The sequence below is a fragment of the Aurantiacibacter sp. MUD61 genome (assembly GCF_027912455.1).
Lineage (GTDB): Bacteria > Pseudomonadota > Alphaproteobacteria > Sphingomonadales > Sphingomonadaceae > Alteraurantiacibacter.
This window is the reverse complement of the sequence record NZ_CP115446.1, coordinates 1,972,954-1,996,369: the sequence shown is the minus strand read 5'-3', so window position 1 is coordinate 1,996,369 and position 23,416 is coordinate 1,972,954. Positions and strand designations below refer to the sequence as shown.

The following is a 23,416-nucleotide window of genomic DNA, read 5'->3' as shown; positions in this document are numbered from 1 at the left end:
GCGGCGATGACAAACGCCAGTGCCACACCCGATCTCGGACCGCTGATTTTCGCTGTTCCCAAGGGCCGCATTCTCGAAGAAGCGGTGCCGCTGATGGAACGCGCGGGCGTTGTGCCCGAAGCGGCCTTTCACGACAAGAAAGACCGCTCACTCAGCTTTGCCGATACCAGCGGTGACATGCGCATTTTCCGCGTGCGTGCTTTCGACGTCGCCACCTTCGTTGCTTTCGGTGCAGCGCAGGCAGGCATTGTTGGTTCCGACGTCATCGAGGAATTCGACTATTCGGAGCTCTATGCTCCGGTCGATCTCGGCATCGGGGCGTGCCGCCTATCGGTCGCGGAGCCGAAAGAGCCGGTCGAATACAAATATGGCAATGCCAGCCATCTGCGCGTGGCGACCAAATACCCCAATATCACCAGCCGCCATTTCGAGCGGCAGGGCATCCAGGCCGAATGCATCAAGCTGAACGGTGCGATGGAGCTTGCTCCCTATAGCGGGCTTGCCGGGCGGATCGTCGACCTTGTCTCCACTGGCCAGACGCTGAAGTCGAATGGCCTCGTCGAGAAGCAGGAGATCATGCAGGTCACCAGCCGCCTGATCGTCAATCGCGCGGCGCTGAAGAAAGACCCGCGCGTCGCTGCTCTGGTCGAGCGCTTCCGGCTCGCAATGATGAAGGATGCCGCGTGATGCAGCGCCTGTCCTCCACAGCTGACGATTTCGAGGCAAAGTTCGCGCGCATTGTGAGCGACCGGCGCGAAAGCGACGCGGGCGTGGCGCGCGATGTGCAGGAAATCCTCGCCGAAGTGCGCCGCGATGGCGACAACACCCTTCGCAATCTCACCATGCGGTTCGACAAATATGCGCTGACCGATGACCCGGAAACGTGGTCGATCGGCAAGGACCGCTGCGCCGCCGCTTTTGACGCGCTCAGCGATGAAGCGCGCGGCGCGCTTGAACTCGCCGCAAGCCGAATTCGCGCCTATCACGAAGGGCAATTGCCCCAGGACCGGGATTTCCGCGACGATGCCAATGTGCGGCTGGGCGCGAAGTGGTTTCCTGTCGAGGCGGCAGGGCTCTATGTTCCGGGTGGCCGCGCGGCCTACCCGTCCAGCCTGCTCATGAATGCGATCCCTGCAAAGGTCGCGGGCGTTGAGCGGATGGTCGTCTGCACACCGACGCCCAATGGCCAAGTCAACGACATGGTACTGGCCGCTGCCCATCTGTGCGAAATCGATGAAATCTGGCGTGTCGGCGGTGCCCATGCCGTTGGCGCGATGGCCTATGGCACCGAGAAAATCCGTCCCGTCGATGTCATCACCGGCCCCGGCAACGCTTGGGTGGCAGAGGCGAAGCGCCAGCTTTACGGCGTGGTCGGCATCGACATGGTCGCCGGGCCGAGCGAAATCCTCGTCATCTCCGATAACAAGTCCGATCCCGATTGGGTGGCAGCCGACCTGCTGAGCCAGGCCGAACACGACCCGACCTCGCAGAGCATTCTGATCACCGACGATGCCACCTTTGCCGAAATGGTGGAAGATGCCGTCGATGTCCTTTGCGCGCAGCTTTCCACCAAGGAAACCGCGCGCAAGAGCTGGGACGATCACGGCGTGCTGATCGTGGTGGAAGATTTGCTGCGCGATGCACCGCCGCTCGCCAATCGCCTGGCTGCCGAGCATATCGAACTGATGGTCGATGAACCCGACACCTTCTTCGCCAGGATTCGCCATGCCGGAAGCGCTTTCCTCGGCCGTCACACGCCGGAAGCTGTCGGCGATTATGTTGCCGGGCCGAACCACGTGTTGCCGACAGGTCGCCGTGCGCGCTTTGCCAGCGGTCTGTCCGTTCTCGATTTCATGAAGCGCACCAGCTTCCTCGAAGCCGACGCCGATGCGCTCGCTGCGATCGGTCCGGCCGCGGCCATCCTCGCCGATATTGAAGGGCTTCCTGCCCATGCCGCCAGTGTGAAAGTACGTTTGAAATGACCGCATCCTCCCGTTCCCGTCAGCGCTCCGCCGCGCGTCTTGCCGCCGTGCAGGCGCTCTACCAGCGGCACATGGAAAAGACCGCGCTCGCCAAGCTGCTCGATGAATTTCACCAGCATCGGCTTGGACAGGAAATCGAAGAGGACCAGTATGAAGATGCTGAAGTCGACTTTTTCGACGATGTGGTGTCCGGCGTCGCCGCGCGGCAGGACGAAATCGACGAGAAGCTGACCGAGAAACTGGCCGAGGGCTGGACGCTCGCCCGCCTTGACAAGACGATGCTGCAAATCCTGCGCTGCGGCGCCTATGAGCTGATGGCGCGCGCCGATGTGCCCAAGGCCACGGCGATCAGCGAGTATGTCGATGTCGCCCATGCATTCTTCGATGAGCGTGAGGCGAAATTCGTAAACGGCATTCTCGATGCCGTGGCAAAGGACGTTCGGGATTGAACGAGGCGGACTTTATCGCAGCGCTGCGCCAGCTTCCCCTGCACGAGGGTGCGCGCGGACTTGCCGATGATACCGCGGTCCTGAAGGTCGGCTCCGAAACGCTGATCATCACCCATGACATGCTCGTGGAGGGGCGACACTTCCTTCCGCAGCAGGACATGGCCGATGTCGCGTGGAAGCTGGTTGCGACCAATCTCTCCGATCTTGCCGCGAAAGGTGCGGAACCGCTGGGCGTAGTCTTGGGACACATGCTCGGCGGAGACGACGCGCGCTTTGTCGAAGGGCTGGAAGAAGTGCTTTCGCACTACGGCGTTCCTTTGCTCGGAGGCGATACCGTGTCCGGCGATGCGCCGCGCGCCTTCGGCCTGACCGCGATTGGCCGCGCGAACCGTACCCCGGTTCCTTCCCGCGCAGGCGCGCGTATCGGCGACGCTATCTTCGTAACCGGCACTCTCGGCGCGGCGATGCTCGGCTTTGAAGCGCTGCGCGACGGGACAGACGGCGATGACACCGCCTATGCCCGCCCGATGGCGCGCGTGATGGAAGGCATTGACCTCGCGCCGCTTGCCAACGCCATGATGGATATCTCGGACGGCCTACTGCTCGACGCATTCCGCATGGCAGAGGCGAGCAATGTCAGTTTCGCCATAGATAGCGCCAAGGTGCCTGTCGCCGAAGTTGATCGGCGCGATGATGCCTTGCGCTGGGGCGATGATTACGAACTGCTCTTCACCCTGCCCGATGGCACTTTGCCTCCCGTGCCCGCCACCTGCATCGGCGCTGTCGAGCCACGCGGTTTCGCGCCGCTGTTTCTGGATGGAGAGCCGCTGGTGAACGCAGAAGGCCTCGGATATTTGCACGAATAACAGGGGTGTCGCTTTCAAAGGCGGCAAAACCCCGCATTTACGCTTGTAGAAAGGTTCAAGCTCGTTAATCCTGCTTTCCACACGAACCCGGGCAAACCGGGTCGTTTCATTTTGGAGAGAGGGGATAACGGGGTCATGGAACTCGTTCTCATAAGTATTGCGCTTGGTGCGCTTGCCGTCGTGTACGGCTTTATTACCAGCCGACAGGTGCTTGGCGCATCTGCCGGCAACGAAAAGATGCAGGAAATCGCCGGAGCCATTCAGGAAGGCGCACAGGCCTATCTGAACCGCCAGTACACCACGATCGGTATCGTGGGTGTAGTGGTGGCAATCCTGGTCGGCGTTTTTCTCGGTCTCGTTCCGGCAATCGGCTTCCTGATCGGTGCTATCCTGTCGGGCGTTGCCGGATATATCGGCATGAACATTTCGGTGCGCGCCAACGTGCGGACCGCTGCTGCGGCTGAGAAAGGCCTGCAGCAGGGCCTCACCATCGCTTTCCGCGCTGGCGCCATCACCGGCATGCTGGTGGCTGGCCTCGCGCTGCTGGCAATCGCCGTGTTCTTCTATGTGCTCGTCGCAACGGCCGGATTTGCGGCAGACAGCGATGAAGTTGTTTACGGCCTCGTCGGCCTCGCCTTCGGTGCTTCGCTGATCTCGATCTTCGCGCGCCTTGGCGGTGGTATTTTCACCAAGGCCGCAGACGTCGGTGCCGACCTGGTCGGCAAGGTCGAAGCCGGTATCCCGGAAGACGATCCCCGCAATCCGGCGACCATCGCCGACAACGTGGGCGACAATGTCGGCGACTGCGCCGGTATGGCCGCCGACCTGTTTGAAACCTACGTGGTGACCGTGGGCGTCACGATGGTCCTGACAGCGCTACTTTTCAGCGAGGTCTTGGGCGATCTGCTGCTGCCCATGATGGCGCTGCCGCTGCTGATCGGCGGTGCGTGCATCGTCACCAGCATCATCGGCACCTATTTCGTCAAGCTCTCCAAGGGCGGCACGAATGTCATGGGCGCGATGTACAAGGGCTTCATCGTCTCGGCCGTTCTCGCCATTCCGCTCATCTATTTCGTCATCAGCTATGCGCTGGGCGGCATGGGTACGGAAATCGGTGCGGCTGTGGCGGGTGTGGACCCGGGTGCTCCGCTGGCGGAAGAAGGCACCGCAGAACAGATCACCGGCTTTACCGGCATGGACCTGTTTTGGTGCTCGCTCATCGGCCTTGCCATCACCGGCCTCATCATCTGGATCACCGAGTATTACACCGGCACGAATTACCGCCCGGTCCGCTCGATCGCCAAGAGTTCGGAAACGGGCCACGGCACCAATGTCATCCAGGGTCTCGCCATCAGCCTTGAATCGACGGCGCTGCCGACGATCGTCATCGTTGCCGGTATCATCGCCACCTTCCAGCTCGCTGGCCTTATGGGTATCGCCTATGCGGCAACTGCAATGCTGGCTCTCGCTGGCATGGTCGTCGCTCTCGATGCCTACGGTCCCGTGACGGACAATGCCGGCGGTATCGCCGAAATGTCCGGCCTCGATGACAGCGTTCGGGAAAAGACCGACCTGCTCGATGCGGTCGGCAATACCACCAAGGCTGTGACCAAGGGTTATGCCATTGGTTCGGCGGGGCTCGGCGCGCTGGTGCTGTTCGCGGCATACACGACCGATTTGGCGAAGCTGTTCCCGGATGCTGACGTCGATTTCAGCCTCGAGAACCCATACGTCATTGTCGGCCTTCTGCTCGGCGCACTGCTCCCGTACCTCTTCGGTGCGATGGGCATGACCGCCGTGGGCCGCGCTGCGGGCGACGTGGTTGTCGATGTGCGTGATCAGTTCAAGAACGATCCGGGCATCATGGCCGGTACCTCCAAGCCGAACTACGCAAGGACGGTCGATCTGGTGACCAAGGCTGCTATCAAGGAGATGATCATTCCTTCGATGCTGCCCCTGCTCGCTCCAATCGTCGTCTATTTCTCGATCCTGCTTCTTGCAGGTCAGGAAAACGCGTTTGCAGCAGTTGGCGCTTTGCTGCTCGGCGTGATCATTGGCGGTATTTTCGTCGCGCTCTCGATGACCGCCGGTGGCGGCGCATGGGATAATGCGAAGAAATATATCGAAGACGGCAATCACGGCGGCAAGGGCTCTGAAGCCCACAAGGCCGCAGTGACCGGCGATACGGTTGGCGATCCTTACAAAGATACTGCCGGCCCTGCCGTTAACCCGATGATTAAGATCACCAATATTGTCGCGCTGCTGCTGCTCGCGGCACTGGCCGGACACGGAGCCGCCTGATCCCACCAGCCAATATTGGTTAACACAGCCCTGCCAGGTTCGCGCCTGGCAGGGTTTTGTTTACCCATTGCCTTAGCCAATCTTTGTCCCCCTGCCTCCTAGAACGAGCCTCGCCCAAACCGGGCAAAGCTAGCGCAGGTTAACAAACGGATTGGGTAAGGTTTTCCCCTTCACGGATACGCAAAGGCCCCTTGGCGGAGCGATTGCTAACCCGCGCCCGAAAACCGCAGAATTTCCGCAAAGCGCACTGACTGCCCGCGTACGCGACTGGCGCGATCTTGACCGGGGTGACCGGGTTGCTGCGTGGGACATGCTGGCGAGCTGGGCGAGCGAGCCCAATCCTTTCTACGAAAGCTGGTTCCTGCTCCCGGTACTGGAGCAATTCGATCCGCAGGGCAGTGTGATGATTTTCACGCTGGAGGCGAATGGCGGGCTCGTCGGCCTGATGCCGCTCCACCGCGATCGCAAGTATTACGGATACCCGCTGCCCAACATTCGCGGTTGGACACATGACAATTGCTTCCTCGGCGCACCGCTTGTGGCGCGCGGATTTGAAAAAGCATTTTGGGAACATCTGCTCGCTTGGGCGGACAGGACCCCGCGCCTCTCCCTTTTCCTGCATCTGGTCCACATGCCGACCGAGGGTCCCCTGCACGCGGCTCTGGCGGAGACTGTCGCTGCGCAGGATCGCCCTGCAGCCAAAGTGATGCACGAAGAACGCGCGATGCTGGCGAGCTCGCTTGGGCCAGAGGAGTATTATGCAAACGCACTCTCGACCAAGAAACGCAAAGAGTTGCGCCGCCAGCACCGTCGCCTCGGCGAACTCGGCAAGCTGGAAGCCACTCGCCTGACCGACAGCGACACCCTCGGCGACTGGTGCCAGGAATTTCTCGAGCTGGAAGCGCGCGGATGGAAAGGCTCGCAGCAATCCGCCCTCGCCAGCGATCGCCGTACCGAGCGGATGTTCCGACGCGCGCTTTCCGGTGCCGCCCGGCGCGGAAGGCTCGAATGCCTCACACTGCGCCTCGATGGCCGCGCGATTGCGATGCTGGCGAACTTCCTCACGCCGCCCGGCGGTTTTTCATTCAAGACCACATTCGACGAAGAGTATGCGCGCTATTCCCCCGGCGTGCTTTTGCAGCACGAGAATCTGGAAATTCTTTACAATTCAAAGATTGACTGGATGGACTCTTGTGCGGCACCCGACCACCCGATGATCAATCATCTCTGGCGCGAGCGCCGGTCGATTGCACGATATTCGATTGCGATCGGGGGCTCATTGCGCCAGATGACATTTGCGCAAACGGTCCGGCTCGAAGCTGGCGCCGCGTCCGGGGGGATTACATGACGCGCCAGTATACGAATTTTCATGGGCGACAACTTGGCGGAAGGCGGATCTTCCCCTCGGCCGTGCAGAGCTTTCTCGCCACATCCTATCCTGAGGGCGCGCTCAAGATTGAACACAATCTGATCGATCATCCCTTGCTGGAAATTGACAAGATCGCGCTTCTGGCAGAATCTCTGCCTGAAGAGAGTGTCGAATATAACCGCGGTGATCTGCCGTATGGCGTCGATGGAAAGCCCGAAGGCAATGGCCTGTCCATTGGCGACACCATCCGCAATATCGACACGACCAAAAGCTGGGCCGTGCTGAAAAATGTCGAGCAGAAGAAACCCTTTGCCAGCCTTCTGAGCGAACTTCTGGAGGAATTGCGGCCCACGATCGAAGAGCGCACCGGCCCGCTGCTGACGCCGCAAGCCTATATTTTCATCTCCAGCCCCGATGCCGTCACGCCGCTGCATTTCGATCCGGAGCACAACATACTGATGCAGTTGCGCGGCACGAAGACGATGACGGTCTATCCCGCTGGCGACAGGCGCTTTGCGTCGGACAAGAGCCACGAAGCATACCATCGTGGTGGGCCGCGCGAACTGCCGTGGCATCGCAATCACGAACGCGCCGGCTTGCCGTTCAAGCTTGGCCCGTCGGAAGGGGTCTATGTGCCGGTGATGTCGCCGCATTATGTCCAGAACGGTCCGGATGTCTCGATTTCGCTGTCGATCACATGGCGCAGCGAGTGGAGCTATGCCGAGGCCGATGCCCGTGCGTTCAACGGACTGATCCGCAAGTTTGGCCTGAAGCCCAATCCGCCCAAGCGCTGGCCTGCGACCAACTCAGGCAAAGCTACGGCAATGCGCCTGCTGCGCCGTCTTCCCGGCATCGCTTGACGACGCGCCCGCCCGCGCGCATGGCTGCGGGCAATGACGACAACACCCCCTGATCACCCCACTCCCGAACGTATTCTCGCCGACCTGGTCTTCCTGCTCGAGCTCGAAGCCAAGGGCGCCGACGTCTTCATCGGCCGCCGGCGGCCCGACGGAACGGGCCGCGTATTCGGCGGTCAGGCGATCGCGCAAGCGCTTGGCGCCGCGAGCCGCACAGTCGATGCCGCGCGCGAAGTGCATTCGCTTCACGCCTATTTCCTTCGCCCCGGTAGCGACGATCTGCCCATCGAATTCCGGGTGAAGCGCGACCTGGATGGCCGCAGCTTTTCCAATCGCCGGGTTGTGGCAAGCCAGCAGGGCAAGCCGATTCTCAACCTCGTGGCGTCTTTTCAGGAGCCTGCAGAGGGCCCCGGCCACCAGCATCCGCAAATGCCCGATGTACCCGGCCCGGAAGACCTGCGTCCCGATGTCGAGATTCGTCGGGAAATCGCCAAATTCGTGCCCGATGGGCCGATCAAGGACATACTTGTTCGGCCGTTTCCCGTGGATTTCCGCTCAGTCGAGCCGCGCGACTGGCTGCGCCCGGAAGAGCGTGAACCGGTGAGCCATGTCTGGTTTAGAACCGTGGCCCCGCTGCCGGAAAATCGCGCCCTTCACCGCGCGGTGTTGGCCTATATCTCGGACTTCCAGATTTTGGCGACGGCGCTGCAGCCACATGGAAAGAGCTTCCACCAGGGCCAGGTAAAGGGCGCGAGCCTCGATCACGCGGTATGGTTCCACGAGGACTTCGCGGTCGATGACTGGCTGTTGTTCAAAACCGATTCGCCGTGGAGCGGAGGCGGCCGCGGCTATGCTCGTGGCGAAGTTTTCGACCGTTCCGGCAAGCTTGTCGCCAGCGTCACACAGGAAGGCATGCTGCGCCACGTTGGCTGAATAGCATCATTAGGAGAGTATCATGTTGAAGCCCGCGATCAGTGCGCTCACCCTGCTGACAGTGCTCTCCGGATGCGCGCATACGCCGGATAGCCCTGCAGCGAATGCTCCTGTCGAAATGGCCGTTGCCGGCGCGGAAGTCGTGCCCGCGCCCGATTTCGATCTCGCCATGCAGCGGACAATGGCAGCTTACGATTCCACCGGGATGGTCGCCGCTGTGCAGGTAGATGGAGAACTCGTCTATCTTGGCGCCGCAGGGCTCGCCGAAGAAGGCACGAACCGCCCGGTTACAGAGGACATGCTGTTCCCGATCGCCTCGATCTCCAAGGCTTTCACCACCACCGCCCTCGCCATTCTTGTCGATCGTGGCGAGGTGGAATGGGACGCTCCGATCCGCACCTACATACCGGAATTCGCCATGTGGGATCCGTGGGTGAGCGCGAACTTCACCGTGCGCGATGCCCTCACGCATCGCTCCGGTCTGCCGCTGGGTGCGGGTGACCTGCTGATCTGGCCCGATGGCAATGCCGAGCCTGATGATGTCATCGCCGCGCTGCAGCACCTTCGCCCCAGCAGCGGTTTTCGCAGCGAATATGCCTATGACAACCTCCTCTACATCGTGGCGGGCGAAATCGTGGCGCGCGTCTCCGGGCAGAGCTGGACCGATTTCGTCACGCAGGAAATCCTGCTTCCTGTGGGCATGGATCAGTGCGCAGCCGACAAGCCGCTGATCCCTGCCAGCGCTCCTGTCGTTACCGGGCATGAACGCGCTGCCGGTGCGGAGGATGGCGTGCCGACCGATCCGCGCATTGATTTCTCGACCACCTGGGCAGCGGCTGGCGGATTGTGGTGCCCAGCCGGCGAAATGATGGAATGGGGTCAGTTCTGGCTCGACGGCGGTGTTACCGCTGATGGCGTTCGCCTGATCAGCGAAGGCCAGGCACGCGAACTGTGGCAGGGCGTCACCCCGCAAAGGCCGCGCGGCGGATTGCGCGCCTCAGGCTCCACCAATCTCGCGATGTATGCGCTCGGCTGGAGCATTCACGATTTCGAAGGCACGCTGGCGGTCGGCCATGGCGGCGGTGCGCCCGGCGTGGTGAGCAACTTCCTGATCCTGCCCGAATATGACGCGGTGATTTTCTCCGCGACAAACGATTATCGCGGCGCAGCGAGCACCTTCAACTACCATATCGCTAGCGCATTGGTGGGAGCACCCGAAAACGACTTCATCGGCGATTGGGGCGCTGCCTTTGCCGCGGCTGAAGCACGCGGGGTCGAACAGATATCCACCGGTCTTGTGGCACCCGAAGCAGCCCAGCCGCATACATTGCCCCTATCGGCCTACACCGGCACCTATCGCGATCCGTGGTACGGCGATGTAGTCATCTCGCAGACCGAAGATGGCAATCTGTATATCGACATGGGCCGCAGCGAAGTGCTCGACGGCGCGCTGACTCACTACGATGGCAACCGGTTCGCCGCCTTCTGGCCAGACAGCTCGCTGAAGGCAGACGCCTTCGTCGACTTCACGGTGGAAGATGGCGAGGTAACGCTGGTGACCATGCAGGCGATCTCCGACCTGACCGATTTCAGCTATGATTTCCACGACCTGCGGCTGGAGCGGGTCAACTAATTGCGCGGAACATCCTACCGTCGTCGAGTGTTCACCTTTTATGAACTTCGAAAAACAGCAGGCGCAATTTCGCAATAGCAAGCCCTCATGGCTCGGACGTGGGATAGAACGACTAACCCACCCGTTCGGCAAAGCGGTGGCATCGGTCGTGCCCAAATCGCTGGTTGAAGGAGTGCTGAAAGGCGTCGATGCAGCTGTCGGCGCACCGCAACTCGTCAAATTCGATCACGATCCGACTGACATTGCGGCCGCGCGCGAAGCGGCCAAGCGCGTTTCGCGAGCGGCCCGCGGCATCAGCGGAAGTACCGGCGTTGCGGCAGGCTTCGGCGGGGTCATGACGATGAGCCTCGACATTCCAGCGACCATCGCCATTGCCTTGCGGACAATTCGCGATACCGGCCGTGCCTATGGCTATGGCGGCGAAGGGCCGCAGGAAAAACTGTTCCGCATGCAGATTCTGGAATTGTCCGCGCTGGACGACCCGGATTTACGCCGGGAACGCATCGCCGCGCTCGAAGCCTCGATTGGCCCGGATGGCGAACTGGTAGCCGCCGATCACGAAGAGATCGTACCGGTTGTGGACCAGATTATCGAACGCGTATCGCGCGCAATCGCTTTCGCCTCGTTTCGGAAACGCGCAGGAATGATCGTTCCCGTTGTAGGATCGGCCGTAGGCGGCATCGTCAATTCAAGCTTCCAGGGTGATGTCGGCAAGGCCGCACGCTTCGCTTTCCAGGAAAGGCGGATGCGTGCCCGCCAAGGGTCACCCACCACAGAGTGAGCTACCGCTAGCCGCTCGCGTGATAGAAATCATATATTTTACGCGCCACGCTGTCGCTGACACCGGGCACGCGCTGTAGATCTTCCAGCGCCGCTGCGCGAACTTTGCTTGCCGTGCCGAAATGCAGCAGCAGCGCGCGCTTTCTGGCGGGACCGATGCCGGGAATTTCGTCGAGCGGTGATGCGGTGATCGCCTTGCTGCGCTTCGCCCTATGCGCACCGATGACATAGCGGTGAACCTCGTCCCGCAGGCGCTGGAGGTAGAACAGCACAGGCGAGTTGGTCGGCAGCGTCTTTTCCCGGCCATCGGGGAAGTGGAATACCTCGCGCCCCTCTCGGCCATGATGCGGACCCTTGGAGATGGCGATCAGCGGCACGTCCTCGATGCCCAGTTCTGCCAGCGTATCGCACACGGAAGACATCTGTCCCTTGCCGCCATCGATCAGTACGAGATCGGGCCACACCCCCGCCTTCTCGCGATCGGGATCTTCCTTCATCGCGCGGCTGAAACGGCGCTCCATCACTTCGCGCATCATGCCGAAATCGTCATTCGTCTGCGCCGACTTGATGTTGAATTTGCGATACTGGTTTTTGATGAAGCCTTCCGGCCCCGCGACTACCATTGCGCCCACCGCTTTCGCGCCCTGGATGTGCGAGTTGTCGTAGACTTCGATCCGCGCGGGCACTTCGGGAAGCTCAAGAAATTCCGCCATTTCGCGCATGATTTTCGCCTGCGTACCGCTTTCGGCGAGGCGCCGGTCCAGCGCTTCGACAGCGTTGCGTTTGGCCTGCTCCAGCAGTTTGCGCCGATCGCCGCGTTGCGGGACGGAAATGCTCACCTTGCGCCCCGCCAGTTCGCAAAACGCCTCCTCCAGCAATTCGCGCTCGGGCAAATCCCGGTCGACGAGGATGGTCGGCGGCGGCGGCACCTCTTCGTAGAATTGCAGCAGCACGTTGGCGAGCACCTCTACCTCTTCAGTGTCCTTGATGTTTTTGGGGAAGAAGGCGCGATGGCCCCAATTCTGGCCTCCCCGCATGAAGAAGGCCTGGATGCCGATCTGGCCGCCCTTGGCGTGAAGCGCGAACACGTCGGCGTCGCCGACACCTTCTGCATTGATGGCTTGCGAGCCCTGAATAAACGTCGCCGCCCGCAGCCTGTCGCGCAGCAAAGCCGCAGTTTCGAAGTCGAGCGCTTCGGCTGCCTCCGCCATCTGCTTTTCGATCTTGGCCTGCACAGCGCCAGACTTCCCGCCGAGGAAATCCTTCGCTTGCCGGATCAGCTCGTCATAGCCCTCCTGGTCGATGCGACCGACGCAAGGAGCCGAGCAGCGCTTGATCTGGTAAAGCAGGCATGGCCGCTCGCGCCGTTCGAAGAACGTGTCGGTGCAGCTCCGCAGCAGGAAGAGTTTTTGCAGTGCATTGATCGTGGTGTTGACCGAACCCGCACTCGCAAACGGCCCGTAATAGCTCCCCTTCGCCCGGCGCGCGCCGCGATGTTTCATGATGCGCGGATAGTCGTGCCCTTCGCGCAAAAGGATGAAAGGAAAGCTCTTATCATCGCGCAGCAAGACATTGTAAGGTGGGCGAAATCTCTTGATGAACTGCGCTTCGAGCAGCAGCGCCTCTGCCTCCGAATTGGTAGTGACGATTTCCATGCCGCGCGTCTGGCTGACCATGCGCTGGAGACGGTTCGTCAGCCCCTTGATCTGCGTGTAGTTCGCCACGCGCGCCTTCAGGCTGCGCGCTTTGCCGACGTAAAGCACATCGCCGCGCGCATCGAGCATGCGATATACGCCGGGCTTGGGTTTGAGCGTCGCCACAACTTCCCTGATCGCACCCACACCGGCTTCCAGATCGGGCTGAGCGCCTCCTTTGCCACCACCTTTGACGGTATAAGCCGCGCGCTCCTCGTTGAAGCGTTCGGCACCATGGGGATTGGGCGGGGATCCGGCGTCGCTGCGGCTCATGCAAGGGAGATAGGCGGGGGATGCGCAATTCTCAATTGCTTGCGTCAACGCGGCTTTGCAGGCACGAGTTTTCGCCATGGCAGGCATTGAACCCAGCACCACCTCGGCACCGCCGCGCACCGTCGGCTTCTGGGGCTCGTCCCTTTTCCAGCTGAACGGAATGATCGGCAGCGGAATTTTTGCGCTGCCTGCGGTTCTGTTCGCGGCTGTCGGCAGTTTCGCACCGATGATGATGCTGATCGGCGGAATTATCTTTCTGCCGTTGATCCTCGTTTTCGCATGGCTTTCTGCCCGTTTCGACGAGACCGGCGGACCGATCCTTTACGGCAAAACGGCTTTCGGCAGTTTCGTCGGCTTTCAGGCAGGCTGGGGGCGTTACGCGTCCGGCATGGTAGCGATGGCGGCCAACACGCATGTCATGGTCGCCTATTTTGCCGCGATTTTTCCGGCGCTGGAGGATGTGACCGTCGCTACTGTCGTCGTCGTGATTACAATTCTGGTTTTCACCGCGATCAACCTGTTTTCCATGCGCCAATCGGTGAATACGCTCGGCGGGCTGACGGCGCTCAAGCTGGTGCCGCTGGGCGTGCTGGTACTCGCTGCAGTATTCGGCAGTTTCACTTCGCCAGCGATCGTGCTGCCGCAGTTTAGTGAAGTCGAGTCCATTGTCCTGCTGCTGTTCTACGCCTTTATCGGCTTTGAAGGAGTGACCGTCCCCGCGGGCGAAGTGCGCGACCCGAAGCGCGATATTCCCCGCGTGCTGGTGACGGTGCTCGCAGGCGTGACGATCCTCTACGCGATTATCATTTGGGCATACCAGACCATCGCCCCTGCTCCCGATGCCGATGTGAGCGCGCTCGCTGGCGCAGCGGATGTGGCACTGGGCGAATGGGGCGCCCTGATGATCGTGCTGTGCGCAGGCTTCTCCATCGCGGCGAACAGTTTTGGCGGACTGATCATTGTACCGCGCATGGCTTACGGCATGGCGCGGCAGAACATGCTGCCCGCGTGGTTCGCCAAAATCAGCGACCGCCACAAGACGCCTGCCAATTCCATTGTGTTCTACGGAATTTTCTCCGCAGCATTCGCGGTATGGGACGGATTTATCGCGCTGGCCGCCGCGAGCACGCTGTGCCGCCTGCTCACCTATGCCATCACCGCTGCTGCGCTGCCGGTGATCGAGAAGCGCGAAGGCGCGCTTAACCCGCTCCATGCGATAGTCGCCGTGCTGGCGTTCATCGCCGCAGCGTGGATCGCCAGCCACGCGAATATTGAGGCATGGCAGATGTTCGCCGTCTTGCTGGTCGCTGGCACCGTTCTTTACTTCATCGCCCGACGCGGCAGCGATGGCGGAGCGGTGCAGACCGCAGACTGATGCCATGAGCGACACCTTCGATGCCATCATCCTCGGCGGCGGGGCTGCAGGGCTGTTCTGCGCGGCGATTGCCGGGCAGCGCGGCCGCAATGTCCTGGTGCTCGAAAAGAGCGAGAAGGTCGGGAAGAAAATCCTGATTTCGGGCGGCGGGCGCTGCAATTTCACCAATATCGGCGCGGGTCCGGCCAATTATCTGAGCGCCAATCCACATTTCGCCAAGAGTGCGCTCAGCCGGTACACATCGCGCGATTTCCTCGATCTGGTAGAGAAGCACGGCATCGCGTGGCATGAGAAAACGCTGGGCCAGCTGTTTTGCGATGGCTCCTCGCGCCAGATCGTCGATATGCTGCTGGAGGAATGCAACGCCGGTCCCGGCACTGTGACGATCCGCTGCAATGAAGAAGTGTCCGAGGTGTCGCGCGATGGCGAGACCTATCGCGTCACCACGCAATACAGCACATTCTTCGCGCCCGCCCTCGTCATCGCCACCGGCGGGCCGAGCATCCCCAAAATGGGCGCGAGCGATTTCGCCTATGGGCTGGCGCGCCAGTTCGGCCTCAAAATCGTCGAGCCGCGCCCTGCTCTCGTGCCACTGACGCTGGGCGGCGAAGAGGTGCTGTTTCGCGAACTTTCGGGCGTTTCCGCGGATGTCGAGGCGGCGGCGGGCAAAACCAAATTCCGCGAAGCTGCGCTGTTCACCCATCGCGGACTGTCAGGTCCCTCCGTCCTGCAAATTTCCAGCTATTGGAAGCATGGCGATCCGGTCGCGATCCGCTTCCTGCCGGACAAGCCGCAGGGCTGGCTGCTCGATGCAAAGCGCGAGACGCCGTCCGCGCGATTCCGCTCGATCTTAAGGGACGAACTGCCCGACAGGCTGGCCGATGTGCTCGCGGATCAGATCGGGATCGACGGAGATCTGGGCAATGTGCCGGACAAGACACTGCGCGCAGCAGAGGAGCGCCTCGCAAACTGGCGCTTTAACCCGAATGGCAGCGAAGGCTTTGCCAAGGCAGAGGTGACGGCGGGCGGGATTTCGACTTCCGAGCTTTCGTCTAAGACGATGGAGGCCAAGAAAGTGCCCGGCCTCTACGCCATCGGTGAAGCGGTGGACGTGACGGGATGGCTTGGTGGGTATAACTTCCAGTGGGCATGGGCGAGCGGCTACGCTGCTGCCCAAGCTCTCTAAAACAACTTACGAATCTCTATCCCGAAGCTGCGGCCGCGCGGATCGATGAGGAACGGCTGGTAGCGCAGCGGAGTGTCGCCATTGCTGTCCACCACGCTCTGGCGGGAATCGAAAAGATTATCGATCGCCACGGAGATGCGCACATTATCGAGAATAGGTGCGGCCTCCACCAGCGAGGTGCGCTCCGACAAATCGACAAAGCCGCGCCAGTTCACTGTCAGATTATCGCTGAAGAACAGGTCTGTACTACCCGGCAGTCCGGAGCCGTTGATGCGCGATGATCCCTGATAATCCGCGAAGAGCAATGTCCCCCAGCCATTGTAGAACGCTCCGCTGCGGAAATTGACCGAATGGCGGGCAGAGCCGCCACCAGACAAAGCATCGCCATCGAGCAGGTCGAGGCGATCAAGTCCCGGAGCGATCAGCACGCTGTCTTCCAGCTCGAGCGAATAGGTGAGATTCGCAAACCAGCGGATCACCGGTGGTCCGTCTCCTCCACCAAATCCGCCTCTAAATCCGCGACCGCCGCGCCGTCCGCCACGATTGGGACGGCCACCGGCCTGCCCGGCTTGCGGCGGCCCGCCGCTGCTGCAGATACGCTCGCGCACGCTGGCGAACCGCTCTGGATCGATCTGGCCGTCTTCGCCAGCCAGTCGCTGCAACATCTGCGGCGGGATATTGATCGGCTCACCATTCTCATCAAGCGGCGGGTCTTCACCCGCAGCCTGCGCCGCGAGAGCGCGATTGAACAGATCGATCAGGACATCGGGCTCGGTCGAGCAGAAGCGTTCGCGCATGGCTGCGAACTGCGCGGCACGGCCGCCGCCGCCGGGGCCACCCGCTCCGGGAGGCGGATCGCGCCTGCCCTCGCCAGACGGAGCCGCCTCGCCCTCGCTTTCGTCGGAACCGCGCGGGTTGATTTCACCGCCCATAAACAGGCCGAGCCGAACGCGCTCCACATCGCGTTCGGCAAAGGTCACAAAGCGATTGTCGAGCGTGACCAATTGCCCCGCACCATCTCGCGTTACACGGTCGGAAAAGGCCGCCTCGATTTCCGGCGTCAGCAGCGGGAAGCCTTCGGTCACATCCTCGGACGAATTGTTGAAATACTCGAGCCGCAGCGTGGCGCGTTCGAGGATCGGCATCTGCCAGTTCAGGCTGACGCGCCAATCGTCCTGCGACCGCGCGGGCAGCGCATCGTTTCCGCCGGAGATCACCGTTGCGAGGACCGTTTCGTTGTTGACGATATCGAACACCGGCACGTTGGGCGTCGCGATCTGTGGCGAGCCCAGCTGGGTGAGCGATGGCGCTTCTTCGGAAAGCTCCCGATTGTAGCCCAGCGTCAGCGTGTCGGTAATGCCCCAGGTCAGACCGGCCGACAGGCTGTACAGCGTGCCGAAATCCGAAACGTCGCTCAGGCTGGCGTTCAGGTTCAGCGTGAAATCGCCCACGGCTCCGCCAAATTCCTCATCGCGACTGGTCAGCGGTATCGCCAGATTGGCCGCTCCGCGCCAGCGCTGGCGATTGAGATCGGTCACCACACCGGGATTGCGGGTATCGGTGCTTTCGATGCCATTGGCGACGAAATTGGCCGATAGGGTCGCGTTCACATCACCAGCCGGAAGCGCGAGCAGGATACCGCGCGCAGTCGCTAGGCTGGCCACCCGGTAAGTGGTGCTTTCCGCCTCATCGAAACCCGGCTCGCCGAAGGGGCCAAGTGGCGCGTCAAGGGGGAGCGTTCCGTCCGCTGCCGAGGTGACAAGATCGGACGTGTCGATCCGCTGCTGAATACGCGTGAGAGAATCGGTGAGGTTGGCATCGGCCGTGAGATTGAGCTCCCACAGCCCGAGGCGCGTCGCGATGCCGCCGCCGAGCGAATAGCTGTCGCTTGTGCGATCGACCGCCAGCGGGTTCAATGAATTGAAGGTGCGGAGCAGCGTCTCGCCATTGGGATCGGTCAGCGTGACGCTGTCGAGACCCTGCAGGCTGAGACTGTTGTTCCGCTCGTAACTGGCGTTGAGAGACAGCGAATCGCCGCCTTCACCAAGGCCCGTGGTCCAATTTACGTCTGCTTGATAGCTTGATGTGTCGGGAACCAGCGTGCGGAAATTCGCCGGATCCGGGTCGCTCGCCAGCACCGGCGCGCCGCCGGTCGACTGGATGATACCGCGCTCGCCCTCGGTCAATGAAGAGGTGTCTTCCGCCTCCACATTGAGATTGATGCGGTTTGGCCCATCGATCCGCAGATAAGTGGCCTCGACTTCGTTCCCGGAATAGCCGCCATCGAACGGCTGGCTGTATTCCAATTCCACCGCGAGAGTTTGGAAATTGTCCTTCAGGATGAAGTTCACCACCCGCTGGTCAGCCGAATAGCCATATTGCTGGGCGACTTCCTCGCTCAGCACTTCGGTGCGCTCGATCACTTCGGGCGGATAGCTGCGCAATTCGCGGAAGGAGGAAATGCGTACGCCATTGACGAGGAACACCGGCGGCCCGCTGCCGCGTCCGCTCGATAATTCGGGGCCAAGCGATTGCACCAACTCGGCGATAGAACCGGCTCCATAGGCTGCGATTTCTTCCTCATCGAGAGCAAGGATCGGCGGCTCAGCCGCGTCCACACGGCCTGCAAGGCTCGCACCCAGCACCAGGATGGTGTTGATGTCTTCGTCACTTTCGGGCGGCTGTGCGGCGTTCTCGTCGCTATCCTGCTGCGCGTCCGGCGCGTTATCCTGGGCCTGCGCCATCGCAAATGGATGCAGGACGAGCGCAGCGGCAATCGCAAGCGAGCTGGCGGTAAATGTCGAACGCACGGTCATTCCCTGATAATTGAGTGCAAGCCACTTCCGCCCGGCACGGGATTGGTCGTGAACCCGAATTTTTACAAGCTGGTATTTGGCACTAAGTGAACAAGGCTTGAAAACATCAAAGCGTTCCCACGCATCAGCACCCTTTCCTTTTCCTAGGGAGGCCGCTATGCGCGCCCGACAGATTTTTCTAAACCTCACGCAAGGATACAGGACTGAATGGCAAAAGAAGAACTCCTCGAAATGCGCGGCAAGGTAGTAGAGCTGCTGCCCAACGCGATGTTCCGGGTAGAGCTCGAAAACGGCCACGAAGTGCTGGGACACACCGCAGGACGCATGCGCAAGAACCGCATTCGTGTGCTGGTGGGTGACGAGGTGCTGTGTGAACTGACGCCTTACGATCTGACGAAGGCGCGCATCACGTACCGCTTTATGCCGGGTCGCGGTGGCCCTCCGGGCTACAACCCGTCCTAAGCAGCCGGGCATGAGCACGCCCGCCCCCACGCTTGTTCTCGCATCGGCCAGCCCGCGTAGGCGGGAGCTGCTCGCACGCCTTGGTGTCGAGCCCGACGCGATTGCGCCCACCGACATCGATGAAACTCCCGCGAAAGACGAATTGCCGCGCGATTATGCGCTGCGCATGTCGCGTGAGAAAGCCGCTGCCGTCGACGGTAGAGCCGCGCACGTGCTGGCGGGTGACACGGTCGTGGCTTGCGGGCGTCGCATCCTGCCCAAGGCCGAGGACGAAGCGACAGCGCGCCGCTGCCTCGAATTGCTTTCGGGACGCCGCCACCGCGTCCTTTCCGCCATAGTCCTCGCCGCGCCCGATGGCTCGGTCCGCGAACGGCTGAGCGAAACGCAGCTCAGATTCAAACGCCTCTCCACTGAGGAGATCGATGCCTATATCGCCAGCGGTGAATGGGAAGGCAAAGCCGGCGGCTATGCCATCCAGGGCATGGCCGAGGCGCTAATCCCGTGGATACAGGGCAGCCACTCGGGCGTCGTCGGACTGCCGCTGTTCGAGACGCGGGCATTGCTAAAAGCCGCAGGTTTCAACCTTGGCTGAGTGGCTGGTTGAAGAAGGAATTGGCGAAGAACGCGCCGTCCTGTTGAAGGATGGAGAAATCGTCGCCGCCCGGCTGTATTGGCCAGGTGGCCTCACGCTCGGCCAGGTCGAAGATGCACAGGTCATCGCGCTTAAACCGCACGGTGTTTGGCGCAAATACGGGGTCGTTCGCTTTGGTAACGGCGAAGAGGCCTATGCCAGCCGGATGCCGCGTGAAACCACCGAAGGCATGCGCGTTCGTCAAGAGGTGACACGCGAAGCCATCGCCGAGCGCGGCAGGCTGAAGCGGGCGCAATCAACCCATACCGAGAAAGAGCCGACACCCGCCCCTGCGCTCGCGTATCAGATCGCCAATGACGGGGACGATGCGACCGTGGTTCCCGCTTTCCCGCGAGAGGCCGACTGGAACGAGATTTTCGTCGAAGCATGGACAGGCGATATCGAATTCCTCGGGGGCGCGCTGATTGTCAGCGATACGCCCGCCATGACATTGATCGATGTGGATCTGCGCGATTATCCCGAAGCACTTTTCCATAATGGCGTGCCGGTCATCGCGCGGACCCTCAAACGATTGCAGATCACGGGCAATATCGGCATCGACTTCCCAACTCTGGACAAGCCGAACCGCAAAGCCGTGGACGCCAAGCTTGATGAATGCCTGGCGGGCTGGCCGCATGAACGCACGGCCATGAACGGCTTTGGCTTTGTCCAGATCGTTGCCGCGCAAGGCCAGCCCAGCATCCTGCAACGGATCGGGCGGGATCGCAGCGGCGCAGCGGCCCGGCTCCTGCTGCGAAAGGCGGAACGCCTGACTGGCGCAGGCAAGATAGAGCTGGCCGCGCATCGGGCCGTGATTGCCAAGTTGACCCCGGATTGGCTGGCAGAGCTGTCCCGTCGAACCGCAAAGGAAGTGGTGACACGACCCGATCCCGCCCTTGCACTCGAAGCCCCGCACGCCCAACTCGTGCCATTATGAGCACACGCCCCTGCCCCATCTGCAAAAAGCCGCGCACTCAGGAATTCACGCCGTTCTGTTCGGAGCGCTGCCGCGACAAGGACCTCGCCCAATGGTTCACCGATGGCTATGCCGTGCCGGGCGAACCGGCCGTGCCTGAGGATATCGCGAGCGAAGATTAGATTACCCCCTTGCCAAGCGGCGCGCGCTTCGCCATAGGCGCGCTTCCCTTGACCGCGAGCAAGCTATGAAGCAGCTCGCAGCCTGAGAATGCCTGGGTAGCTCAGGGGTAGAGCAGACGACTGAAAATCGTCGTGTCGGTGGTTCGAATCCGCCCCCGGGCACCATCTCCCATTTTCCAGATCATAATGATCCCCGCGCTTCGTCGAGCGGCGTGCGTTCGCTTGCATAGCTCACCAAGATTCGGCGCAAATTGTATCACAGCGACATTTTGTGAATTGCACACAGCTTGCGCTTGATCACCGTCGGTAATTGTTGCAATCGAAACGAACCAAAAATCTTTGGACGGGGACGTAACAATCATGAATCTGAAGTTCGCTAGCGCGATTGCGATCGCGTCGATCAGCCTGTCTGGCTGTGCAACTGTGCTGAATGGCACGAACCAGCCGGTCGAGTTCGAATCCGAACCGACGGGCGCAACCATTGAGACGCTCGCAGGCCAGACCTGCACCACGCCTTGCGCTTTCGAAATGCGCCGCGGTAGCGATTCGATGGTGACTTTCACCGCTGCTGGCTATGAGCCGGTGACTATCTACATCCAGAGCCGTACCGGCGGCAGCGTTGCCGGCAACCTGCTCGCAGGCGGCATCATCGGCGGTGTTGTCGACGCCAGCAACGGCGCTTCGAACAACCTCTATCCGGATCCTGTGTTCATCCGCATGGCACCGACCGGTTCGGGCGAGCCTGCTCTGCTGCTCGACAAGGATGGCGAAGTCATCTCGACCGTTTCGGAATACAACGCGGAAGTCGCTGAAGACGTGCGCGAAGGTATTGTGGAACAGGGCCTCTATGCAGACGTCGCAGACGTTCCGCCGGCCGACTGATCCAAGTCAATCGAAAGAATTCGGGGCGCGGCGAGCAATCGCTGCGCCCTTTTTCTTTGCCTGCTAATCGGTCAGTTTCGCCACGTGCTGCCACGCGGCGCTGATCACCACTGACCCCTCGCCCACAGCGCTCGCCACGCGCTTGACCGAACCCGATCGCACATCGCCGATTGCGAAAATGCCTTGTGTGGAAGTTTCGTACTGGCTCGCGCCGCCATTGCCAGCGCCGGTCAATACAAACCCGCGCTCATCGAGCTTCACATGGCCGCTCAACCAATCGGTGTTCGGGGCAGCGCCAATCATGATGAACATGGCAGCGCAGCTTAGCTCTTGTGATCCTTCTGGTGTGTCCAATGTCACGCCGCGCAGGCGATTGGTGCCCTGCAGATCACTCACCTCGGTGTTGTAGTGAATGGTGATCTTCGGATCATGCTCCAGCCGGCTAGTGAGGTAACTGCTCATCGAACTCGCGAGGCTGTCGCCCCTTACCACCAAGTGGACGTGGTTGGCCGTGCGGCTGAGATACATTGCCGCCTGCCCGGCCGAATTGCCGCCGCCGACCACGACTGCATCGCTGTTGCGGCAAAAGCGCGCCTCCATATCGGTTGCGGCGTAATAGATGCCCGCCCCTTCGAGTTCGCGCAGCCCTTCGAGCGGAAGGCGCCGATATTGTACGCCGGTTGCCACCACCACGCTGCGCGCGCAGACTTCCGTCCCTTCATCGAGCGACACGCAGAACGTCCCGTCATCGCGCTGCGACAGCCCTTCGACCCGACGCGGCATCGCGAAGCGTGTGCCGAATTTCATGGCCTGGATTTCTCCGCGATAGACCAGATCGGAGCCGGAAATGCCGGTGGGAAAGCCAAGGTAGTTCTCGATCCGGCTCGATGTGCCCGCCTGCCCGCCGATGGCCGTGTCCTCGATCAGCAACGCACACAGCCCCTCGGCCCCGGCATAAACCGCCGCCGCGACACCGCCGGGTCCGCCACCAACGATTAGAACGTCATAAATGGTCTCGGAACACATATCGAGATCGAGGCCGAAGCGCTGCGCGACCTTGCGCGGGGTCGGGCCGTCCATGACCTCGTTCTGACCTATGATGACGGCAGGCGAGTGGCCGGTCAGCTCACAAACCTCGATCGCTTCGTCATCGCGTCCATCCAGGTCATAGCTTTCATATGGAATGCGGTTGCGGCGCAGGAAGCTTTCGACTTTCTGGACTGCCGCATCCTGATCCGCGCCGATCAGCTTCACCGAGGAATTCTGCATTTCAAATTGCTTACGGCGGCGCGCAGCAAACACGCTGATCACATGGTCGGAAAGCTCTGGCACGCGGCTCATCAGCTCCAGCATCGCCTCACGGGGTGCCGCGATCACCCTGGTGTCCTTCGCCGCACGCATTGGCAGGAACCAATTTCCGCGATTGAGGAATGCAATTTCGCCCATGAATTGCGTGGGTCCAAGCGATGCCTCGAGCAACCGCTCATCAGACCAGGGATCGACGACCTCGATTTCGCCGTCGAGCACGTAAACGAATTCGTCCATCGGATCGCCGACTTCGACGACCATGTCGCCTGCGTCATAGGTCCGCTCGACCCCGATATCGCGGATCATGTCCACGTGATCGTCAGCCAGCGGAACGCGGCGCATCGTCTCCAAATCTGCGGCAATCGATTCCATGCGAAACTCCAGTTCGTCTCAGCGAATACTAGGGACGATTACGCCCGCTGTTGCAAGCGTCAGGCAGAATTGCCCTCACCCCGCCTTCGGTGTATAGTAGCTTCATCAACGCGCCCCGGCCCTTGCAGACCCGCTCTGCTCTGCCGGGG

General features: G+C 61.4%; 20 protein-coding genes and 1 tRNA gene. 18 read left to right on the top strand and 3 right to left on the bottom strand.

The features are described from left to right. Window positions 1–6: 6 nt before the first annotated feature. The 10 genes from hisG to O2N64_RS09475 all read left to right on the top strand — a co-directional run bounded on the left by hisG (window position 7) and on the right by O2N64_RS09475 (window position 11,171). Entirely contained in the window at window positions 7–687 is a 681-nt protein-coding gene (hisG, locus tag O2N64_RS09520; RefSeq protein ID WP_271077374.1) for an ATP phosphoribosyltransferase, read from the top strand. Further along, on the top strand, window positions 687–1,982 hold the full coding sequence (hisD, locus tag O2N64_RS09515) for a histidinol dehydrogenase (RefSeq protein ID WP_271077373.1): 1,296 nt from the start codon (window positions 687–689) through the stop codon (window positions 1,980–1,982). Before hisG ends, hisD begins: the two co-directional genes overlap by 1 nt. Continuing rightward, on the top strand, window positions 1,979–2,431 hold the full coding sequence (nusB, locus tag O2N64_RS09510) for a transcription antitermination factor NusB (protein WP_271077372.1): 453 nt from the start codon (window positions 1,979–1,981) through the stop codon (window positions 2,429–2,431). Before hisD ends, nusB begins: the two co-directional genes overlap by 4 nt. After that, window positions 2,428–3,297 carry a thiamine-phosphate kinase gene (gene thiL, locus O2N64_RS09505; RefSeq protein WP_271077371.1) on the top strand — a complete coding sequence of 290 codons (870 nt, stop codon included), beginning with the start codon at window positions 2,428–2,430 and terminating at the stop codon, window positions 3,295–3,297. The genes nusB and thiL overlap by 4 nt, the downstream gene beginning before the upstream one ends. A gap of 135 nt (window positions 3,298–3,432) precedes the next feature. After that, window positions 3,433–5,598, top strand: coding sequence for a sodium-translocating pyrophosphatase (locus O2N64_RS09500; RefSeq protein WP_271077370.1), 2,166 nt, complete (start codon window positions 3,433–3,435; stop codon window positions 5,596–5,598). A 151-nt stretch (window positions 5,599–5,749) separates the two neighbouring features. Next, window positions 5,750–6,946: a GNAT family N-acetyltransferase gene (locus O2N64_RS09495; protein WP_271077369.1), complete on the top strand. Its 1,197-nt coding sequence runs from the start codon at window positions 5,750–5,752 to the stop codon at window positions 6,944–6,946. Beyond that, window positions 6,943–7,827, top strand: coding sequence for a cupin-like domain-containing protein (locus tag O2N64_RS09490; protein ID WP_271077368.1), 885 nt, complete (start codon window positions 6,943–6,945; stop codon window positions 7,825–7,827). The genes O2N64_RS09495 and O2N64_RS09490 overlap by 4 nt, the downstream gene beginning before the upstream one ends. A 33-nt stretch (window positions 7,828–7,860) precedes the next feature. Beyond that, on the top strand, window positions 7,861–8,757 hold the full coding sequence (locus tag O2N64_RS09485) for an acyl-CoA thioesterase (RefSeq protein ID WP_271077367.1): 897 nt from the start codon (window positions 7,861–7,863) through the stop codon (window positions 8,755–8,757). Window positions 8,758–8,779: 22 nt separating this feature from the next. Continuing rightward, on the top strand, window positions 8,780–10,390 hold the full coding sequence (locus tag O2N64_RS09480) for a serine hydrolase (RefSeq protein ID WP_271077366.1): 1,611 nt from the start codon (window positions 8,780–8,782) through the stop codon (window positions 10,388–10,390). Window positions 10,391–10,430: 40 nt separating this feature from the next. Further along, the gene (locus O2N64_RS09475; protein ID WP_271077365.1) at window positions 10,431–11,171 is read left to right on the top strand and encodes an EcsC family protein; all 741 of its coding nucleotides are present in this window, start codon (window positions 10,431–10,433) and stop codon (window positions 11,169–11,171) included. Window positions 11,172–11,178: 7 nt separating this feature from the next. On the opposite strand, the gene uvrC is transcribed toward O2N64_RS09475, so the two are convergent. Beyond that, the gene (gene uvrC / locus O2N64_RS09470; RefSeq protein ID WP_271077364.1) at window positions 11,179–13,137 is read right to left on the bottom strand and encodes an excinuclease ABC subunit UvrC; all 1,959 of its coding nucleotides are present in this window, start codon (window positions 13,135–13,137) and stop codon (window positions 11,179–11,181) included. 76 nt (window positions 13,138–13,213) lie between these two features. Here uvrC and O2N64_RS09465 point away from each other — a divergent pair, with 76 nt between their 5' ends. Further along, on the top strand, window positions 13,214–14,512 hold the full coding sequence (locus O2N64_RS09465) for an APC family permease (RefSeq protein WP_271077363.1): 1,299 nt from the start codon (window positions 13,214–13,216) through the stop codon (window positions 14,510–14,512). 4 nt (window positions 14,513–14,516) lie between these two features. Beyond that, entirely contained in the window at window positions 14,517–15,698 is a 1,182-nt protein-coding gene (locus tag O2N64_RS09460; RefSeq protein WP_271077362.1) for an NAD(P)/FAD-dependent oxidoreductase, read from the top strand. Here the strand turns inward: O2N64_RS09460 and O2N64_RS09455 are convergent. After that, window positions 15,695–18,514, bottom strand: a complete 2,820-nt coding sequence (locus O2N64_RS09455; protein ID WP_271077361.1) for a hypothetical protein — start codon at window positions 18,512–18,514, stop codon at window positions 15,695–15,697. The genes O2N64_RS09460 and O2N64_RS09455 overlap by 4 nt on opposite strands. Window positions 18,515–18,721: 207 nt before the next feature. On the opposite strand from O2N64_RS09455, the gene infA reads away from it, so the two are divergent. From infA to O2N64_RS09425, 6 genes are all read left to right on the top strand, one after another. Then, a complete protein-coding gene (gene infA, locus O2N64_RS09450) occupies window positions 18,722–18,976 on the top strand; it encodes a translation initiation factor IF-1 (protein WP_197921815.1) in 255 nt (84 codons plus the stop codon). 10 nt (window positions 18,977–18,986) lie between these two features. Continuing rightward, window positions 18,987–19,568, top strand: a complete 582-nt coding sequence (locus tag O2N64_RS09445; RefSeq protein ID WP_271077360.1) for a Maf family protein — start codon at window positions 18,987–18,989, stop codon at window positions 19,566–19,568. Further along, the gene (locus O2N64_RS09440) at window positions 19,561–20,544 is read left to right on the top strand and encodes a ribonuclease (RefSeq protein WP_271077359.1); all 984 of its coding nucleotides are present in this window, start codon (window positions 19,561–19,563) and stop codon (window positions 20,542–20,544) included. The genes O2N64_RS09445 and O2N64_RS09440 overlap by 8 nt, the downstream gene beginning before the upstream one ends. Further along, window positions 20,541–20,705 (top strand): DNA gyrase inhibitor YacG, encoded by a 165-nt coding sequence (locus tag O2N64_RS09435; protein WP_271077358.1) that lies wholly within the window; start codon window positions 20,541–20,543, stop codon window positions 20,703–20,705. The genes O2N64_RS09440 and O2N64_RS09435 overlap by 4 nt, the downstream gene beginning before the upstream one ends. Before the next feature lie 90 nt (window positions 20,706–20,795). Continuing rightward, window positions 20,796–20,870, top strand: a tRNA-Phe gene (locus O2N64_RS09430). 195 nt (window positions 20,871–21,065) lie between these two features. After that, window positions 21,066–21,587, top strand: coding sequence for a hypothetical protein (locus tag O2N64_RS09425; protein ID WP_271077357.1), 522 nt, complete (start codon window positions 21,066–21,068; stop codon window positions 21,585–21,587). A gap of 63 nt (window positions 21,588–21,650) precedes the next feature. On the opposite strand, the gene O2N64_RS09420 is transcribed toward O2N64_RS09425, so the two are convergent. After that, window positions 21,651–23,267 carry an FAD-dependent oxidoreductase gene (locus tag O2N64_RS09420; RefSeq protein ID WP_271077356.1) on the bottom strand — a complete coding sequence of 539 codons (1,617 nt, stop codon included), beginning with the start codon at window positions 23,265–23,267 and terminating at the stop codon, window positions 21,651–21,653. Between the last annotated feature and the right edge of the window lie 149 nt (window positions 23,268–23,416).

Excerpts from the sequence above, each read along its gene's own strand:
- hisG (WP_271077374.1), top strand. The coding sequence starts at position 7 with ATGACAAACGCCAGTGCCACACCCGATCTCGGACCGCTGATTTTCGCT.
- hisD (WP_271077373.1), top strand. The coding sequence starts at position 687 with ATGCAGCGCCTGTCCTCCACAGCTGACGATTTCGAGGCAAAGTTCGCG.
- nusB (WP_271077372.1), top strand. The coding sequence starts at position 1,979 with ATGACCGCATCCTCCCGTTCCCGTCAGCGCTCCGCCGCGCGTCTTGCC.
- O2N64_RS09500 (WP_271077370.1), top strand. The coding sequence starts at position 3,433 with ATGGAACTCGTTCTCATAAGTATTGCGCTTGGTGCGCTTGCCGTCGTG.
- O2N64_RS09490 (WP_271077368.1), top strand. The coding sequence starts at position 6,943 with ATGACGCGCCAGTATACGAATTTTCATGGGCGACAACTTGGCGGAAGG.
- O2N64_RS09485 (WP_271077367.1), top strand. The coding sequence starts at position 7,861 with ATGACGACAACACCCCCTGATCACCCCACTCCCGAACGTATTCTCGCC.
- O2N64_RS09480 (WP_271077366.1), top strand. The coding sequence starts at position 8,780 with ATGTTGAAGCCCGCGATCAGTGCGCTCACCCTGCTGACAGTGCTCTCC.
- O2N64_RS09475 (WP_271077365.1), top strand. The coding sequence starts at position 10,431 with ATGAACTTCGAAAAACAGCAGGCGCAATTTCGCAATAGCAAGCCCTCA.
- uvrC (WP_271077364.1), bottom strand. The coding sequence starts at position 13,137 with ATGAGCCGCAGCGACGCCGGATCCCCGCCCAATCCCCATGGTGCCGAA.
- O2N64_RS09465 (WP_271077363.1), top strand. The coding sequence starts at position 13,214 with ATGGCAGGCATTGAACCCAGCACCACCTCGGCACCGCCGCGCACCGTC.
- O2N64_RS09460 (WP_271077362.1), top strand. The coding sequence starts at position 14,517 with ATGAGCGACACCTTCGATGCCATCATCCTCGGCGGCGGGGCTGCAGGG.
- O2N64_RS09455 (WP_271077361.1), bottom strand. The coding sequence starts at position 18,514 with ATGACCGTGCGTTCGACATTTACCGCCAGCTCGCTTGCGATTGCCGCT.
- infA (WP_197921815.1), top strand. The coding sequence starts at position 18,722 with ATGGCAAAAGAAGAACTCCTCGAAATGCGCGGCAAGGTAGTAGAGCTG.
- O2N64_RS09445 (WP_271077360.1), top strand. The coding sequence starts at position 18,987 with ATGAGCACGCCCGCCCCCACGCTTGTTCTCGCATCGGCCAGCCCGCGT.
- O2N64_RS09435 (WP_271077358.1), top strand. The coding sequence starts at position 20,541 with ATGAGCACACGCCCCTGCCCCATCTGCAAAAAGCCGCGCACTCAGGAA.
- O2N64_RS09425 (WP_271077357.1), top strand. The coding sequence starts at position 21,066 with ATGAATCTGAAGTTCGCTAGCGCGATTGCGATCGCGTCGATCAGCCTG.
- O2N64_RS09420 (WP_271077356.1), bottom strand. The coding sequence starts at position 23,267 with ATGGAATCGATTGCCGCAGATTTGGAGACGATGCGCCGCGTTCCGCTG.